Source organism: Alloprevotella sp. OH1205_COT-284 (genome assembly GCF_003859795.1).
GTDB lineage: Bacteria > Bacteroidota > Bacteroidia > Bacteroidales > Bacteroidaceae > Alloprevotella.
In genome coordinates, this window is sequence record NZ_RQYI01000009.1 from 51,118 (window position 1) to 69,394 (window position 18,277).

Sequence of the window (18,277 nt, forward strand, 5' to 3'; positions counted from 1 at the left end):
ATTTCAAATTCTCGCAGATCGATTTTGCAAATAGGCGTCCACAAGTGTGATGGCGGCCATGGCTTCAACAATGGGAACGGCACGCGGCAAGACGCAGGCATCATGGCGGCCCCTTGCTTTGACGACGGTTGCATGGCCGTCCACATCAATGGTGTTTTGCTCGCGCAGCAAGGTGGCAACCGGTTTGAAAGCCACTCTGAACACTATGTCCTGCCCATTGCTGATCCCCCCTTGTATGCCTCCGCTGTGGTTGGTGGCAGTGGTGAAACCGGGCAGAAAAACATCGTTTTGCTCCGATCCGCGCCAGCTCGCACCGGCAAACCCCAATCCATACTCAAAACCTTTCACGGCGTTGATGCCGAGCATGGCGGCTCCGAGGCAGGCGTGCAATTTGCCATAGGCCGGATCGCCCCAACCCGGCGGACAGTCACGCACCACGCACTCAATGACCCCTCCGACCGTGTCGCCCTGACCTTTGACCTCCATGATGAGATCGGCCATTTGTTGCGCCACTTCGGCATCGGGACATCGAACGGGATTTTGCTCGATTTGCGAGAAGTCGAACGTATGATAATCGCCTTCGAGCACAATGTTGCCCACCTGCTTCGTCCAAGCCGTGACCTCTACTCCCAAACGGCGCAAAATCATCTTGGCAAAAGCTCCGCCGACGACACGGCAAATGGTTTCGCGTGCCGAACTCCGTCCGCCGCCGCGGTGGTCGCGGTGACCATATTTGACGTGATAGGTGTAGTCGGCATGCGAAGGACGGAAAAGGTGGCGCAGATTTTCGTAGTCGGAGGAATGCGGATTTTTGTTGCGCACGATGAAGCCGATAGGGCATCCCGTGCTTTTCCCCTCGAACACTCCGGAGAGGATTTCGACGCGATCGGGCTCTTTGCGCGGAGTGGTGAGCTGGCTCTGGCCGGGACGACGACGATCCAATTCGGCTTGCAGAAACGCCATATCGATGTCCACGCCGGCCGGCATTCCGTCGATCACGCCACCGACGGCCGCTCCATGACTTTCTCCGAAAGTTGAAACTCGGAAGATATGTCCAAATGTATTCATGATTGCTAATGAGTAAGTCGTGTGATGAAATGATGAAATGATGAAATGGTGAAACGCTGAAAAAAAAGAAACTTCCATCTCCAAGGATTTCTCAACCGCCGGCAGACGGATCGCGAAGTTTCTCTCGGAAATGGAAGTTCGGGTTTAGAGCTTCATCAGTGGCAGCCACAACCGCCACCGCAGCATCCGCCGCCATGATCGTCGTCGTCACCACAGCCGCAACCGCAACCGTCGTGATCATGGGCATGGCCATGGTCGCCCTCACCGCAACCGCAGCTTCCGCAACCGCAGCCACCGCCTCCGGTGAGGATGTTGATCGCCCCTTTCACTTCTTCGTCCGTGGCAGGCCGAGCCGTAACGACGCGCCCCTTATAGTGCAGCTCTTTTCCGGCATAGAGCGGATTGAGGTCGAGCACAACCACGTCTTCCTTCACATCATTGACCAATCCGTCGAAACGATAGCCGTCTTCATTGACCAAGGGAATGATGTTGCCGGGAAAGATTTGCTCTTTGTCAAAGCGTCCGTCCACGAAGAAAGCCGTTTTGGGCACTTCGATGACATGCTTTTCTTCATAAGGGCCATAGCCTTCATCGACACTGAGCGTGAAGTCGAACTCGTCGCCCTCGTTGAGGTGCGCCACTTTGCTCTCGAAACTTTCGAGTGCCATGCCGAGATTGGTGATAAATTGGAAAGGATGCTCCACGGGAGCTTGTTCGAGAATTTCGTGGATGCCGGCACTGTTGTCGGCATAAAGGTCATAGGCCACAGTGATGTAGCGGTGATTGAGTTGTTCCATTGTTTTGAATTGAGAAGAATAGATAGATGCTTCTTTCGGTCAGGCCAATTCGAGTTTCAGCGCAATGGCGAGTTGTTTGAAAGCATCGTTTTTTTCTAACATTTGCTGATATATCTCTCTCGGCGAATAAGCACGTTTTTTAATGCGCTTTGTCGTATCGACCTCGAAGGCAATCGTGAGCAGGTCATTTCGCAGGGTCGAACGCAAATATGCAGTGAGTGCAGCCTCCACATGCCTCATGTGTTGTGCCGCCGCTTCGTTTTCCACGAGTGCAACGGCCTTTGGTTGTCCTGTGGCGGCATCGTTTTCTATGGAAATCCGCCCCTCTTCGGTGGCCATCACTTTGAGTCGGCCGGCAATGGAGCGGTTTGAAGGTGGCAGTTCGTTGGCAAAACGCATCCACTGATAAATGAATTGTTCAAACGAAAAGGTTTCCGCAAGAAGTTCTTTTCGCGGAGCGGCAGCCGCCGTTTCTGCCGAAGCCGAAGCGACCGTCGTGCCGGAAGCGGCGGTCGAAGCAGTGCCGGGCGGACGGGTCAAAGAAACCGTTTTCAACTTCTCGCGCAGCAGCGTAGAGTTCATGCCCGATGCAACAGTCCGTTGCGGAGCTGTCGGTTGCGGCGGAGGAGAAGAAAGAGCAACAGAGGGGGCAGTAGCAGGGGGAGCAGTAGCGTTTCTTATTTGAACCGGCTGCACCGCGGCACTCTCTGTTTGAAGAGCAGGCCGCTCTCCCGTCGCGGCAGTCTTAGCCGGAGCGGGATTGAAGATGGGGAGAAGACATCGCGCAGGGCGACGCCCACAACCCGGTGCATCTTCCTCTTGAAGGAGTTGCGCCACTTGTATCAGGGTCAGCTCGACGAGCAACCGTTTGTTGCGAGAAGCACGATAGTTGATGTCGCAATCGTTACACAGCCGAAGTGCTCCATAGAGAAATTTCGGCGTGCAGCGTGCGGCCTGTTCTCCATAGCGTTCTCTCACGCTCTCGGCCACTTCGAGCAGTGGCAGGGTTTGCGGATCGCGGCTCACCAGCAGGTCGCGGAAATGAGCGGCCAAACCTCCCATGAAGTGATTGGCCTCAAAACCTTTTGAAAGGATTTCGTTAAGCGTGAGCATTACGCGAGGAATATCCGTTTTCAGCAGGCTTTCGGTCAGATCGAAGTAATAGTCATAATCGAGCACGTTCAAGTTCTCGATGACCTTGGCGTATGTAATGTTGCCACTCGTGTAAGAAGCCACTTGATCGAACACGGAGAGCGCATCGCGCATGCCGCCGTCGGCTTTTCGGGCAATGACATTGAGCGCACTGTCTTCGTAGGTGTAGCCTTCGTTGTCGGCCACTTTTCGCAAATGGTTCACGATGTCGGCCACCTCCATGCGGTTGAAGTCGTAGATCTGACAACGCGAGAGAATGGTGGGGAGAATTTTGTGTTTCTCGGTCGTGGCGAGAATGAAGATAGCATGCGCGGGCGGTTCTTCGAGCGTTTTCAAGAAAGCATTGAAAGCAGCTTGCGAGAGCATGTGTACCTCGTCGATGATAAACACCTTGTAGCGTCCCACTTGCGGCGGAATTTGTACCTGTTCGATCAGTTCGCGAATGTCATCGACGGAGTTGTTGGAAGCGGCATCGAGTTCGTGAATGTTATACGAACGTTGCTCATTGAACGCCACACAGCTTTCGCACACATCACACGCCTCACCCCGGTCATTGGGCGAAAGGCAGTTGATGGTTTTGGCGAAGATGCGCGCCGATGTGGTTTTTCCCACACCGCGAGGGCCGCAAAACAAATAGGCATGCGCCAGTTTTCCGGAGGCGATCGCATTTTTCAAGGTAGTGGTCAGCGCGCTCTGACCGACGACACTGTCGAACGTCGCCGGACGATATTTACGGGCTGAAACGATATAATCTGACATAATCAGTAGCGGAGTTTGTGGCAAAGATACGAATTTCCACCGAATATAAATCTCTGCGACAATGTTATTTCAACACGGAAAAACAACTGACAGTTGCCAAGATGCCACTTGATAAGAATTTCGATCACTCATATTACCCCACAAAAGTTCGAATAGGGAAAAGCTTTCCTAATTCGAGTGCTTTTTACGACAAAAACAAGGAGAATGTTTAAACGTTTTTGTATTTTCGCAAAAAAACGATTTACTCCTTAATTTATTCCTATATTCTATGAAAAAAATTTTTATTTCTACACTCTTGGCCACAGCTTTCTCGACGATGGCACAGGCAGAACACTTCGAGCTGCCCAAAACCGGAACCGGCGGCACGGAAATCGTTCCTTTAAGTGAACTCGACATTTCTAAAATCACCAACGGTTGGGGAGTTGTCCGTCCCAACAAGAGCATTTCCAACAATACGCTAAGCATTGCCGGCGATACCTATGCCGGAGGTTTGGGTGTACACTCCGTTTCGCGCATCATCGTTAAACTCAACGGTTCGGTAACTCGTTTTTCGGCCAAAGCCGGTGTAGACGACGGCGCCCCCGACAAACCCGATCACGGCATCATGGACTATCGCGTCATTGTCAAAGGACAAGACGGAAAAGAAATGGAGAAGTATAAAGCCACCGCACGACGTGGTGAAAAAGCCGTAGACATCGATGTGGACGTGAACGGATGGAAATATCTGATTCTCGAAGTCACCGAGGGAAACGGCAACAATTGGGGCGATCACTTCAACTGGGCAAATGCCTACTTCGAATACCAAGAGCAAAACTCAACGCGTCCCGAAATCGTTTCGGCGACAGCTTTGGCTTCTCCCTTTGTTTGCGCCACGACAACATTCAGTCTGCCCGGCGTGCGCTACATGCATAAGGTGCGCACCACAAAAGAGGGCATGAATGTCAGCGTGAGCGGTTTGCCCCAAGGACTTAAATGGAACGAAAAACGCCAACTCGTCGAGGGCACCGTGCAAACCGAAGGCACTTATACTTACACGCTCACTGTTTCTCACAACGGAGAACTCCGAACCCAGCCCGTCACACTCAACGTGAACAGCCAACTCCAACAACCCACACCTTTCATGGGGTGGTTGTCTTGGAACACCATCGAAGGCAACATATCCGGCGATGTCATCAAAAAAGTGGCCGATGCCATGAAGAGTAAAGGTTTGTGCGATGCCGGATACAAATATCTCGTCATCGACGATCTTTGGCACGCTCCTCAACGCCACTCCGACGGTCGGCCGAAAGAAGATCCCCTAAAATTTCCGGAAGGTATGAAAGCCAGTGCCGACTATGTTCATGGAAAGGGCTTGAAATTCGGTATCTACTCCGATGCCGCAGCCACCACCTGCGCCGGTGCTTTCGGCTCTTATGGATATGAGGATATCGATGCCAAGCAATATGCCGAATGGGACGTCGATCTGCTCAAATACGACTACTGCCACGCTCCCGGCGATCAAACCTCTGCAGCCGAACGCTACAAGAAGATGGGCGATGCACTGAAAAAAACAGGACGCGACATTCTTTTTTATATGTGTGAATGGGGCGTGCGCGAACCTTGGAAATGGGGTACGGAAACCGGTGCCACCACTTGGCGATCCACCTACGACACACGCGACTGTTGGATCGGCAAAGACGGCGGTATCGGTGTCGTGCAAAGCATCAAAGGCATGAAAGACCTGTGGCCTTATTCGGGAGTAAACCGCTTCAACGATGCCGACATGATGTGCATCGGCATTCACGGCAAAGGTAAATCAAGCTCGGATCTCTGCCTGACGGGACCCGGCATGACGATGGATGAATATCGCACTCAGTTTGCCCTTTGGTGCATGTGGTCATCGCCACTCACCCTCTCATTCGACATGACCAAACCCATCTCCGACGAGGATCTCGCACTGATGACTCACCCCGAACTCATCGCCATCAATCAAGACCCCATGGGACAACAAGCCGAACTTGTAGGTTTTGAAAACGACATCTACTATTTTGCCAAAGACCTTGCCAATGGCGACGTGGCCATCTCCGCCACCAATATGAGTGCCACGACTAAAACGGCCACGTTCGATTTTTCCAAAATCTCCGCGCTCGACCCCACCGTCGCTTATCATCTTCGCAACGTATGGACGCGCCAAAACGAAGGCACGGTTCTCAGACATCTCGATGCCCAAGTCGCTTCTCACGCTACCGTGGTCTACCTTCTCTCTACCGGTTCGACCGCTCCCGATGCCAAAAACACTTTGTATCCCTCCGAACTGACTCCTGCCAACCAAAGCAAGATCGAGAAAAAGTTAGAAACCGCCACGCTGTCTTTCAGGCTCCCAATCAGTAAAATCGTTCACCCGACGCTCAACGTGACCAATGATGAAGGCAATATCGTGGGAGTTGCCGCGCTGAGCATAGCTGAGCAAGCGGTGAACATCGTTTTTTCAGAAATGCTTCCGACAACAGAAACGACAACGGCCGAAACACCGATGTCCTCCGAAACCGGCATCACCACCCTCGGCACCCTCCATTTCGTCATTCCCGAAGGCACCATCGTGGCCGAAAACGAAACGTTCAATCCCACGCTTCGCTACCAATACACCCTCATTCCCGAAAAAGACCACACCTACACCATCAATTTCGAGAAAGACGCCACCATCTCCAACGTGGCACGAGCACTGCAAACCATCAGCCTTGACGAAGAAGGAGGCGAAACGCAAACCAAAGAGCTTGCCAACGGCAACAAAGCATACAACTTCTTGGAAGAAACCACCTTCGAGCTGCACGCCGATGCCGTCGTCACCCCGGCCATCCGATGGAACGGAGCCTGGATGCACACCTACATCTATATTGATGCAGACAACAGCAAACAGTTTGAAGTCGAAAACTCCGACAGCCCCGAACTGGTTTCTTTCAACCACTACAACGGCACGAACAAAACGGGAGCCACCTCGCCTCAAAATCCCGGAAGCGGAACACTCACCCTGCCCCCTTTCAATGCACCGAAACGAGCCGGAACCTATCGTATGCGCATCAAAATCGACTGGAACAACATCGACCCCGCCGGTGCATTGTCGCCCGACGACAACACCGTGACCGGACGCGACGGCATTCTCAGCAATAGCGGCAGCATTACCGACATCATGATCAAAGTCGTTCCTCCCAGTGGCATCAACAGCCTTTCCCACCCCGAAAGCTCCTACATGCGCTATCACCTCTCCGGCCGTCATCTGAAAGGCACTCCCCACGGGCTATACATTGAAAACGGTCAAAAAATAATCCGTCACTGACACAGTTTCCTCCCCCACATCAGCTCCTCTCTCCCCTCTTCAAAGGACGAGAGGAGTTTTTCATTTTTGTAACGTCATCAACACCTATACTTCATACGAACTGATATTCCGGACTAAACCGACCGCAGGCAGACGAGGGAGGCTTTGTGGCGGCGAGAAAAAAGGGGAACGACAAAACGGCGGCGCATTTTGAAGCGCAGGAAAGTGTCGGGTTGTTTAAGGGGAAGGAGTTTTTCTACCTTTGGAGATGGGCACGGCGATGAGTTTGCGCCAAATGAAAATTGTGCAGAAAAATGTAACGGCCTCCAAAGAGGAAGATTCTACCTCTGAGGTAGAATTTTTCGGCTTGGAGGTAGGATTTTTCAGCTCCAAGCCAAGTTCGCATCCCTCCTGCCGGAACGGAGAGAAAAACCGCTCTCTCGCGCGCACGCGCGCATCCCTTGTGCTTAGTTTTTGCTTTCACTGCCTTCGCAAAAGGAGATAATCCCATGACTATCAAGCGGTTTATTGCGAAGGCAAGTGAAGGCAAAACAAAAACAAATTTCGCAACAATCTATCAATCAGGAAATTGACACGAAATTTTGCCTTCACCACCTTGAAAACGGCCGTTTTTCGCACCAAAGGGGCGGAGGCAAGTGAAGGCAAAAAGAGGTTTTGCCTTCACCAAAGGCATATTGATTTTCAGACACTTGGAGGGAATGAAAAACTTTTGCCTTCACTTGCCTTCGCAAGAAACGAACTAAGGATCAACGAGATAATCGTTTTTGCGAAGGCAAAACGGCAAAAACAAAAAAACAGGGGGAAAAACGTTGAAAACGGGCGGTTTCATCGAAGACGCGACGACGGCGGAAGCAGAAGCCGGGCGGCGGTGGCGGAAGCAGCATACGGCGGCGTAACGGGGAGCAGGGAGCGAAGGGAAAAGATGCATTTGCGCGGGTGATGCACGATTGGTCAAGACGGAGGGGTGACCAAAAATAAGGGTGTCCGACAAAAGATTTTCAAACATCGGTAAAAATCTTTGTCGGACACCCACGATAGTTTTCCTGCGCGGCTCTCTCCGATGCTCATCGGTTCGGGAAAGTTGGATGTTGCGCAGTGACTTGCACGATATTTTCAGCGACTTGCGCAGTGATTTGCGCGGAGGGTCAATCGTTGATGAGCGGCAGGAAGTGGTAGTCGCGCGAGTAGCGGAGATTTTGGGCATCGAAGGCTTCGCCGTAGGTGATGCTCACATCGACGATATTTCCTTGGGCATCGCGCCGGGCATGATAGACGGGGTTGATGAAGCCTTTATAGGGTGAGAGGTCAAGACGGCGGTAGCGTTCGAGGATTTCCCGATGAAGGTCGGCGTCGATCTTGACGGCATAGTCTTCCACCAAACTGCGAGCGGCGGCATAGTCGCCTTCGCTCTTGATGCGCTGGATTTCGCGAAGCAGCGTGCCGAAGAGATAGCGCAGTTCGGCATAGTCATTGATGCGCACATAGGTCTTTCCGGCTTGGGTGACGAGTTCGGCCGCAGGTTGCGAGGTCTTTTTAGACTTGGCTTGCTCCAACACCCACCGGGCTATCAGTGCGCGGTTGCGCATGTGGGCTTCCTCGATGTCGGCTCCGGGCTTGATGCGCACGAGTTGCGTGAGGGCACCGTTTTGCAGATAGGTGTAGTAGGAGGCTTTGTGGGCTTCGAGATTGGGGGTAAGTCCCAGCTCTACGAGTTTGGGATCGGCCAGATAGTAGAGTGCAAAGAGATCGGCGCGCGCTTCTTCGATCGTTGAACCGTAGGATCGGAGGGAGTCGGGATCGGTTTCGGGGAGCAGACGTCCGCTGCCATGTCCGAGGCATTCGTGGAGGTCGGTGTGAAGATCGTCGCAAATATCTCCGTAGTCGGCGATGAGTTTGCGGGTGTCGTCGTCGATGACAAACTCTTCATCCATACCGCTGCCGTGTGCGGCTTTGGCATAGGCGGAGGTGAGGTTGGCGATGGTGACGGATTTTGAGCCGAAGTCGCGGCGAACCCAGTCGGAGTTGGGCAGATTGATGCCGATGGCCGTGGCCGGATAGAGGTCGCCGGCGAGAATGGCGGCGGTGATGACCTTGGCCGAGATGCCTTTGACTTCGGGCTTTTTGAAAATGGAATCGACCGGGCTGTTGTCTTCAAACCACTGAGCGTTTTCGGAGAGTTTGAGGGTGCGCTCGGTGGCGGCGAGATCTTTGAAATTGACGATGCTCTCCCAAGAAGCTTTCAAACCGAGAGGGTCGCCATAGCTTTCGGTAAAGCCATTGACGAAATCAATGAGGCTTTCGGTGTCTTTGAGCCAAAGAATGGAATAGTGGTCGAAGGTGCGAAGATCTCCCGTTCGGTAGTACTCGACGAGCTTTCGGATGACGGCTTTCTGCTCTTCGCGATCGGCAAAGGGTATGGCGGCTTCGAGATGCTCCACGATGCGCTCAATCGCCGAGCCGTAGAGGCCGCCCACGCGCCACACGTTTTCCTCCAAAAAACCGAAACGACCGCGCACAAGGCGAGAGTTCAAACCGGTCATGACGGGACGGGGATCGCCGGGAGCTTTGCGGCGGGTGTAGAAGTCTTCGGCCTCGGCTTGTGTGATGCCGGGGGCATAATAGTTGCAGGCACTGGTCAGGATCAAGTCGTCGCCGTCGCGCTGATTGACGCGCATGGGCATCACGGCAGGGTCGAAGATGACGGGGTAAATCTCTTCGTCGAGCGTATAGTTGAGGTCGGCCAATGTTTTGCGAAGCCATGCTTCCGAGAAGTCGGGATGAAACTTTTCGCAACCGTAATGGTGGTGAATGCCGCCGGAGAACCACACGCGTTTAAGATAGGTGGCGAGGGCGGCGAAATCCTTGCCGTTGCGATCGCCGCGATAGTCGGTGTAGACCGTTTCGAGCATGTGGCGAATGCGGAGATTATAGCGGCCGTTTTGATCGAAAAAGATGTCGCGGCCGGCAAGGGCTGCCTCGGAAAGGTGGTAGATGAAAGTTTTCTGACGGAGCGTGAGCCGCTCGAAGCCTTCGACTTTATAGCGCAGCATTTGAATATCGGCAAAACGCTCGTCGGTATATTTGAAGTCGTCGGCGATGGCCTCGGCCGCAGTGGCAAAGGCGGAAAGAGTAAGAGCCATGGTGAGAAGTTTACGTTTCATGAGATGATAAAAATGAGGGTTGGAGCAGACACGAAGGGGCATTTATTCGTCGGCATTACTTTTGAGACGCTTCTTGGGAGTGATGCCCATGTCTCTGAGCTGATCGATGCGGGCGATGACGTTGCCCCGGCCGTTGGTGAGCTGATTTTTTGCTTTGTCGAAAGTGGCGGTGAGCCTTTGTATCTGTGTTTCGATCTCGCCGAAAGTTTCGGTGAAGCCCACGACTTTGTCGTAGAGCAGTCCGGCCGATTTGACGATTTGCTCCACGTTTTTGCTCTGACGATCGTATTGCCAGAGATTGTAGGCCAGTTTGAGTGCCATGAGGAGATTGCCGGGCGAGATGATGACCACGTGCTTGGCGTAGGCGTATTGGCTGAGAGAGGGGTCTTGCCGCATGGCGGCGATGTAGCTGTTTTCGTTGGGCACAAACATGAGGACGAACCCGATGGCGTCTTCGACAAGACGGCTGTAATCCTTGTCCGCCAATTCATCGACATGACGCCGAAAACTGGCCACGTGTTCGCGCAAATGGTGGGCACGCTCCGCTTCGTCTTGGGCTGAGGTGGCGGAAACGTAGGCCGTGAGGGAAACCTTGGAGTCGATCACAACGGCGCGCCCTTCGGGAAAACGCACCACGACGTCGGGACGAAGCCGACCGCCCTCTTCGTCCTTGACGCTCTCTTGCACGAAGTATTCTTCATTCTTGCGCAAACCGCAGTTTTCAAGCATCGAGGCGAGGAGCATTTCTCCCCAGTCGCCCTGCATTTTGCTGTCGCCTTTGAGTGCTTTGGAGAGATTGGCGGCGTCGTTGCCGATGCGTTCGGTCTGTTCGCGAAGTTGGGCAACGGCATTTTGTTGCTGTTGCTCAAAGAGTTTCATGGTGTTTTCAAAGGTGGATTGCAGTTCTTTCTTATTGATTTCACCACGATTTCGGGTGTCTTCCACCGACTGTTTGAAAGCCGCAAATTCGGCCTTGATCGGTTGGAGGAGTTGGTCGATTTGCTCGCGGTTGCTCTTTTGCAGCGCAAACTGCTTGTCGGTGAGCTGTTCGGCCGTATGCTTGCCCAGTTCCTCACGCAGAGCTTCGAGTCGGTTTTTCCAAATGCGTTCGCCGTCTTCCTTTTCTTTGGCAAAGGCGGCGCGAACATCGGTCAGTTGCCGTTCCATTTGGAGGATCAAAGCCTGATGCGATTGTTGAAGCGTGGCAAGAGCGGCATCATGATTTTCGCGTTCGCGACGCAACATCTCTTCGCTCAATGCTTTTTGCTCTTGCTGCTGTCGCAAAAAGTCTTGTTCGCGTCGCTCCTGTTCCCGCTGATGAAGGGCGGCGATCTCTTGGAGTTGAAGCGTATGCCGTTGGTTTTGAGCCGTCGCCTCTTCGATTTGGGCGGACTGCCGGGTGGTGAGGCGGACATAATGGGCACGCAGCAGCAACACTCCGATGAGCAGGCCGAGAAGAAAGGCGACAATAGAGATGATAAAAACTTCCATGAAACAAAGAGATAAAAAAGAGAAGTACGAATAGGGGGTAGGAAGAGCGGAGCGGAAAGTTCAAGGGCGCAAAAAGTTCAGCGGAGCGAAAGCCGGTGAAGTTCGCCACGAATGTCGGTGTGGCCGTCGTTGAGCAGCAAGAGGTCGGAACGACGCTCTTTTTCGGTTTCCGACATTTGAAGCGACATCCATTTGCTCACCGTTTCGCGATCAATGCCGTCGCGCTCCATGACGCGGCGGATGCGTTCCTCCTGCGGACACTGCACAAGGAGCGTTTTATCGACCAAACGGTTAAACCCGCTTTCAAACAACAAGGCACACTCCATATATATATAAGCCGGCCGGGGAAGTGTGGCGGCATGACGATGGACAAACGCTTTCCATGCTTCGGCCACTCTCGGGTGTACAATGGCATCGACTTGACGACTGAACGCGCGGCCGCGACAGAGATAGGCGGCCAAAACGGACTTTGCCAACGCACCTTGCTCGTCGTACACCTCCTTGCCGACAAGACGACGCAACTCTTCTTGAACGAGGGGGTGGGTGCGAATGATTTGTTTGGCCGCCGTGTCGGTATAGAAAACAGGAGCACCGCCGCTTTCAAGCAAACGGCAAACGTGGCTCTTGCCCGAACCTATACCGCCCGTGACGCCGATCGTAATGGGAAAAGGTGAGGTCATTCCGTATCTTCGAGAGCGGTTTCGTTTTTTTCTTCTATGATATACTCCACTTCCGAAGGGTGAATACGCGGAAGTCGGGTGCCGTAGGGGATGGTTTTGAGAGAGAGCTTACAAGTGTTGCCGGGTGTTTTGATCAACTCCTCGTAGTTGACGACCAAGACAAAGTTTTCGGCCGTGAGTTTCCGATATTGGCTCATGCCGACTTGAAAGGTGACTTTCACCTTGGAGGGGAAAGTGCGCAATGTTTTGTCGGCCGGGAAATTGATGCCCTGCACGGGGACTTCGACGCTTTTCTCGACCATGCGGTCGGCGAAGATACGCAGTTTGACTGTCGCCGGCACATATTTGACACCGGGTATTTTCACAAAGGAGCGTTGCACCGTGGTGGTGTCGGTGAGATGACTCAGCCGGGTCGGTTCGACATAGGCCGCCGTGAGGGTGTCGAGCACCCGTTTGGAAGCATAGACTACCACGTTGCGCGGCTCTACATCGACGGCCACGAGAGAATAGGCCGAATCGGTTTCAAACCGCCCCTGCACAACGACGGGCAGCTCTCGGCTTTGGCCGTGGTTGTAGAAGAAATCGATGGTTTCAGGGCGTGTTCCGATGATTTGCGTGTTCCCTTCAAGCGTGGAAAGATGTGATTTCAGCAAATCGGCCGTAGCAATGGAAACCTGTCCGTTGTCGGCCGAAATTTCGTCCCAACGGAGGGTTATGGGGGCGAAACGACGGGTGTAGAGGTAGCGCATGAGCACAAATCCCCGATCGCGCAGAGTGATGCGCACATGGGAAGGCGGCTCGGTGGTGACCACCACATTGTCGGGCACGCCCGTCAGGCGTATTGGTATGGAATACTCATAGTCGTCGATCTCATTGATCGTTTGAAACAGCCAAAACGAAGCCGACAGTAATAAAAAAAACAAAAACGTGAGAAACTGCCTGTGCCAAAGAAAGGACAGGTAGCTTCTCGCGTTTTTTAAGATGGGAAGTTGTTTCTTGCGCATCATTTCTTTTTAGGGAAAGCCTGCGCCGACAGTGCTCCGAAAAATCGAGAGTTATGCCTGTGCAGGTTGTGTGCCGGCAGGGTTAATGGCTGCCTTTTCTATTTTGATTTCAACACCGGTGGCCACTTTGAGAGTGACGATATTGTTGTCGATGCCTTTGATCGTTCCGTGTATGCCGCCGATGGTGACCACGTCTTGTCCGACGGTGAGAGCGTCGCGAAAATTACGCACTTCTTTTTGCTTCTTCTGTTGGGGGCGAATCATAAAGAAATACATAATGGCAAAGAGAAGAACCAACATTAAAATCATCTGCCAAATGCTGTTTTGGCTGTTGGGTGCTGCGGTCAGCTGTGCGGTTTGAAGAATGGTAATCATTTATTGAAAGATTGAGGGTTGAGGTTTGTGTAAACAAAATTATTTGAGAATTACGCCGTCGGCTTTGAGCTTCTTGACGATATTGTCGAGCATGCCGTGAATATAGCCCGAAGAGCGAGGCGTGCTGTATATCTTTGCTATATCCAAATATTCATTGAACGACACGCTGAGCGGAATGCTCTTGAAAGTAAGGATTTCTGCCAAAGCGATTTGCATAATGATAACATCCATGAATGCCAAACGCGAGAACTCCCAGTTTTTGGTGTTGTCGCTGATGAGGCGGCGCACTTCTGCGGCTCGTTCGAGAGTATTGGTGAAGAGGCGGCCGGCAAACTCCTGATCTTCGTCGGCGGCATAGGCAGGAAGCAACTCTTGGTCGGCTCCGTTGGCTTCGTCGAAACGCTTAATGGTTTTCAATACGAAAGAATCCACAATTTCCTTATCGTCGTTCCAATACAGACTTTGCTCTTCGAGAAGGGCGTCGAAGTCCGGATTGTTCACGATAAAAGTTTTGTAGAGCTTACGTATGATTTCGCGATCGGACTCGTAGTTGTATTCGCCTTTGTCGATATAATGGTGGAAAAGCTCCTCATTGAAAAAGGCATCGTAGATTTTTTTCAGAAAAACATCTTCCTCCGCCCACGATTTTTTTTGCTTTTCGGCAAACTCGCCCAATGCCGTGTTGGCTTCGAGTTGCAGGAGAAACTTGTTTTCGGCAAACACCTTGTCGCTACTGGCGGTGCCTGCGCCTCCCAAACGCTTGTTTTTGGCAATTCGGGCGTTTTCTTTTCGTTCGGCCAAACGGCGCAGTTCGACCAACAGGAGCAGGAGCGAACGATAGAGGTCGTAAGCCTTTTGCAGACTGAAATCAAGTTCTTTCAAAGCCACCTCCGTGGTCTTTCCTTCGTTTTGGTAGTAAGCGTAAACAAGCTGTACCACCTTCAAACGGATCAGTGCACGATTAATCATTGTCGGAATGGATTTAATACCCCCATCGGGATGAATGAGCTACAAATTTACGACTTATCATTGATATTAGAAAAGGAAAACTACTATTTTCCGCGGAAAAAGAGAAAGAACAAAGCGTTTTATGCTCTCCACATTGAAAAACTCTTTCACATCCTTTGTTGTTTAAGAAAAAAAATGCAATTTTGTCGGGTCTAAAAGCCGTGTGACACACAGAAATCCGTTCGCACAACACCGTATGTAACCTCTTAAAAGAATGAAAGACAACAACGAAACTTGGAGAGAACGCGGAGAAAACGAAATTCTCTTTTCTCGCGTCGTTAAAGCAGGAAAACGAGTTTATTATATTGACGTGAAGCGCGACCGCCGCGATGAGTTTTATGTTTCGATGACAGAAAGCAAACGCGTAAAAGAGGGCACCGAAACGGAGCGGCCGGTGTTTGAGAAACACAAAATCTTTCTCTATCGAGAGGATCTGATAAAATTCCTCACCGCCCTCACCGATGCCGCGCAATTTGTGGGCGATCATCGTCCGCTCACCGGACACAACGTCCCTATTGACGATTATGCCGAACACACACCCCTCGATTTGCCACAGGAGGCCACACTCAACACCGGTTTCGACATCGATTTTTGAAGAAACCTCCCATTTCTTTTGAAAATATCTCGAAAATGACGTATATTTGCAGCCGATTTGTCCCCTTGGGCAGTTTCGGCTGCCTTTGTGTGATGGCGAATTATGCAAAATTCATTGTTTAATTCAGAGTAACACATTTTTCACACTCATGAAATCAATTGCTATCAATGGTACGCTTCGTACCGACCTCGGCAAGAAAGCCACCAAAGAAGTTCGCAAGCAAGGCCTTGTTCCCTGCGTGATCTACGGAGAGAAAAGAAACGAAAATGGTGATCCCGTAGCCATTCACTTCCTCGTTGATGAAAAGCAAATCAACAAGGTGGTTTACTCTCCCAACATCTACCTCGTGAACATCGACATCGAGGGCACTGCCTATCAGGCCGTTGTAAAAGAAATTCAATTCCACTCCGTGAAAGACAACGTGATCCACATGGACTTCTACGAAGTGAACGCCACCAAGCCCATCGTAATGGCTGTGCCCATTGCTCCCGAAGGTCTTGCCGAAGGTGTACGCGCCGGCGGTAAGCTTGTCACAATGGTTCGCAAACTCAAAGTGCGCGCCTCTGTTGATGCCATTCCCGAAAAGCTCACCATTGATGTTACCAAACTCGGACTCGGAAAATCCATCAAGTGCGGCGACCTCTCTTTCGAAGGTCTCGAACTTGTAACTCCGAAAGAAGTAGTCGTTGTGACCGTCAAGATGACTCGTGCCGCCCTCGGTGCTGCCGCAGCAGCTGCCGCCGCTGCCAAGAAGTAATCTTCGATTTTCATCGATACACAATCCCCTATGTGCCGATGCCCTTCGGGGTATCGGCCTTTTTTATAGAAAAAAGCATATACTTTCGAGCACGAAAAGCGTGTCAGCCCCTTTGTCGGAAAGACGTCGCAGACAAAGCTCCTGCGACAAAACCGACGGACACGCTGCTTGTTGTTGAACACAAATCTCACTTATGACCCATCTCATCGTCGGACTTGGCAACATCGGAGCCGAATATGCCCAAACTCGTCACAACATCGGTTTTCGCGTCGTCGATCAAATCGCCGAAGAAGCCGGTGCCGTTTGGGAAGATCGCCGTTACGGATTCGTGACAACGGTTCGCGTGAAAAACCAAACCCTGTTGCTGTTGAAACCCTCCACATACATGAACCTTTCGGGAAATGCCGTGCGCTATTGGATGAACGAGAAAAAAATCGCTCTCGAAAATGTTCTTGTGGTGGTAGACGACCTCGCTTTGCCCTTCGGCACGCTCCGCATGAAAGCCGCCGGAAGCGAAGCCGGACACAACGGTCTGCGCCACATCACGCAAATTCTCGGCACACAAGCCTATGCTCGTTTGCGCTTCGGCATCGGCAACGATTTTCCGCGTGGCGGACAAGTCGATTTCGTCCTTGGAGAGTTTGAAGCCGAAGATCTGGCACAAATGCCCGACGCCCTCAAACGCGCCGCCGAAGCAGTGAAGAGCTACACCCTCCAAGGCATAGCCCGCACGATGAACCAATTCAACCGATAACCCCCTCTTCCGCCTCGACACAACGCCCCTGCCCATGCGTGGGGCAATAGGTGTCGGCCGCCCCCTCTTCTCATTTCCGAATATGAACCTCGAAGCTCGCCTCGACAAATGGCTCTGGGCTGCGCGCATCTACAAGACCCGCACCCTCGCCGCCGACGCCTGCAAAAATGGGCGCATCACCATCAACGGAGCACAAGCCAAACCCTCGCGCGTCGTGAAGACGGGCGACGAAATCAGTGTGAAAAAGCCCCCCGTGACCTACACCTTTCGCGTTCTTTCGCCCATCGAAAAACGTGTCGGGGCAAAACTCCTTCCCGAAATTCTCGAAAACATCACCGCACCCGAACAATATGAAATATTGGAAATGAGTCGCATCAGCGGATTTGTCGGACGGGCAAAAGGCACGGGGCGACCGACCAAAAAAGACCGCCGTGCGCTCGACGACTTCTCGGAAGTGCCTTTGGCCTTGGACGACGATTTCGATTTCGACCTCGAAGAGCTTTAAGATTCCTCCGCCTGCACAAAGCTCTCCCACCCATTCTTCACCCACTCTTCACCCACTCCTCACCTATCGCCGGCCGTTCCTAACCGACATGAAAGTGAGATGCCCGAAGTCTGTGATTGCCGCCACATATTTGCATAACCTTTTGCCCAAGATCGGTTCAGTCCGGTAAACTTCAATACCGCATAAAATCTTTCCCGAAGCCTCATCATCAAGGCTTCGGGTTTTCTTTTTCAAAAACCAAGCTCCTCGTCAAGTAAGCTCCCTCGTCAAATTAAATTCCGTGACGCAGTCCGAACTCCCCTTTTATTACACAAAATGTTTTTAGGGAATGCAGACAGCTCATGAAGTGCCCTTCTCCAATGTTTTTTCGTAAAATCGTCGAAAACATACACAACGGCTTGCATATCACTGAATTTCAACAAAATACGAGTGTATACAAGCTATTTCCCTATACACACCGAAAGAATTTAAGTCATTGATAAACAAATAAAAAACGAATGTAGACAGATTTTCAAAAACCTACACTGCCTACATGGTTGAGATTTCGAGCATCTGCACCCCTTCCCGATGCAGTGTGTAGGTTGCAACGACGAATGTAGTTAATTTCACACATTGCCTACATTCGCAACAAACTGTATATCTGCATTTTAAGGAGATTAGTGCAGACAATGTAGACAAAAAAAAGAAAAAGTCTATGTAGGGGCGGAAAGTTGCTTTTTTCACGAAGATTTATCCCGTTTTCTCTTCGACTTGTCCCCATAGATTTTTAATGGTTCATCCGGAATTTGGAGTGATGGAGGTATAAACGAATAAGAATTTCGCTAAAATGCTTTTTTCAAAGTCCTTTATATATAGCTA

The 18,277-nt window shown here is 51.7% G+C and carries 15 protein-coding genes; 6 read left to right on the top strand and 9 right to left on the bottom strand.

Annotated features, from left to right (window positions below):
* Positions 1-3: 3 nt before the first annotated feature.
* From aroC to EII14_RS04015, 3 genes are all read right to left on the bottom strand, one after another.
* On the bottom strand, positions 4-1,068 hold the full coding sequence (gene aroC, locus EII14_RS04005; protein WP_199733869.1) for a chorismate synthase: 1,065 nt from the start codon (positions 1,066-1,068) through the stop codon (positions 4-6).
* Positions 1,069-1,223: 155 nt separating this feature from the next.
* Positions 1,224-1,865, bottom strand: coding sequence for a peptidylprolyl isomerase (locus tag EII14_RS04010; RefSeq protein ID WP_124931271.1), 642 nt, complete (start codon positions 1,863-1,865; stop codon positions 1,224-1,226).
* A 39-nt stretch (positions 1,866-1,904) separates the two neighbouring features.
* The gene (locus EII14_RS04015) at positions 1,905-3,776 is read right to left on the bottom strand and encodes a DNA polymerase III subunit gamma/tau (protein WP_124931272.1); all 1,872 of its coding nucleotides are present in this window, start codon (positions 3,774-3,776) and stop codon (positions 1,905-1,907) included.
* Between the two features lie 268 nt (positions 3,777-4,044).
* On the opposite strand from EII14_RS04015, the gene EII14_RS04020 reads away from it, so the two are divergent.
* Both EII14_RS04020 and EII14_RS04025 read left to right on the top strand, forming a co-directional pair.
* Positions 4,045-7,089, top strand: a complete 3,045-nt coding sequence (locus EII14_RS04020; protein WP_124931273.1) for an NPCBM/NEW2 domain-containing protein — start codon at positions 4,045-4,047, stop codon at positions 7,087-7,089.
* A gap of 595 nt (positions 7,090-7,684) precedes the next feature.
* On the top strand, positions 7,685-8,029 hold the full coding sequence (locus EII14_RS04025; RefSeq protein ID WP_124931274.1) for a hypothetical protein: 345 nt from the start codon (positions 7,685-7,687) through the stop codon (positions 8,027-8,029).
* 205 nt (positions 8,030-8,234) lie between these two features.
* Here EII14_RS04025 and EII14_RS04030 read toward each other — a convergent pair whose 3' ends face one another.
* The 6 genes from EII14_RS04030 to EII14_RS04055 all read right to left on the bottom strand — a co-directional run bounded on the left by EII14_RS04030 (position 8,235) and on the right by EII14_RS04055 (position 14,769).
* Entirely contained in the window at positions 8,235-10,250 is a 2,016-nt protein-coding gene (locus EII14_RS04030; RefSeq protein ID WP_124931275.1) for a dihydrofolate reductase, read from the bottom strand.
* Positions 10,251-10,292: 42 nt separating this feature from the next.
* Positions 10,293-11,741, bottom strand: a complete 1,449-nt coding sequence (gene rmuC, locus EII14_RS04035) for a DNA recombination protein RmuC (RefSeq protein ID WP_124931276.1) — start codon at positions 11,739-11,741, stop codon at positions 10,293-10,295.
* Between the two features lie 77 nt (positions 11,742-11,818).
* On the bottom strand, positions 11,819-12,421 hold the full coding sequence (coaE, locus tag EII14_RS04040; protein WP_124931277.1) for a dephospho-CoA kinase: 603 nt from the start codon (positions 12,419-12,421) through the stop codon (positions 11,819-11,821).
* Complete coding sequence (locus EII14_RS04045; protein WP_124931278.1) at positions 12,418-13,428, bottom strand: CdaR family protein; 1,011 nt, start codon at positions 13,426-13,428, stop codon at positions 12,418-12,420. Before EII14_RS04045 ends, coaE begins: the two co-directional genes overlap by 4 nt.
* A gap of 48 nt (positions 13,429-13,476) precedes the next feature.
* The gene (yajC, locus tag EII14_RS04050) at positions 13,477-13,800 is read right to left on the bottom strand and encodes a preprotein translocase subunit YajC (RefSeq protein ID WP_124931279.1); all 324 of its coding nucleotides are present in this window, start codon (positions 13,798-13,800) and stop codon (positions 13,477-13,479) included.
* A 39-nt stretch (positions 13,801-13,839) separates the two neighbouring features.
* Entirely contained in the window at positions 13,840-14,769 is a 930-nt protein-coding gene (locus tag EII14_RS04055) for a transcription antitermination protein NusB (protein WP_124931280.1), read from the bottom strand.
* A 253-nt stretch (positions 14,770-15,022) separates the two neighbouring features.
* Between EII14_RS04055 and EII14_RS04060 the strand changes: the two genes are divergently transcribed.
* The 4 genes from EII14_RS04060 to EII14_RS04075 all read left to right on the top strand — a co-directional run bounded on the left by EII14_RS04060 (position 15,023) and on the right by EII14_RS04075 (position 17,419).
* Positions 15,023-15,403 carry a DUF3276 family protein gene (locus EII14_RS04060; protein WP_124931281.1) on the top strand — a complete coding sequence of 127 codons (381 nt, stop codon included), beginning with the start codon at positions 15,023-15,025 and terminating at the stop codon, positions 15,401-15,403.
* A gap of 148 nt (positions 15,404-15,551) precedes the next feature.
* Positions 15,552-16,160, top strand: coding sequence for a 50S ribosomal protein L25/general stress protein Ctc (locus EII14_RS04065; RefSeq protein ID WP_124931282.1), 609 nt, complete (start codon positions 15,552-15,554; stop codon positions 16,158-16,160).
* Between the two features lie 193 nt (positions 16,161-16,353).
* Positions 16,354-16,914: an aminoacyl-tRNA hydrolase gene (pth, locus tag EII14_RS04070; protein WP_124931283.1), complete on the top strand. Its 561-nt coding sequence runs from the start codon at positions 16,354-16,356 to the stop codon at positions 16,912-16,914.
* A gap of 82 nt (positions 16,915-16,996) precedes the next feature.
* Positions 16,997-17,419, top strand: coding sequence for an RNA-binding S4 domain-containing protein (locus EII14_RS04075; RefSeq protein ID WP_124931284.1), 423 nt, complete (start codon positions 16,997-16,999; stop codon positions 17,417-17,419).
* Positions 17,420-18,277: the final 858 nt, after the last annotated feature.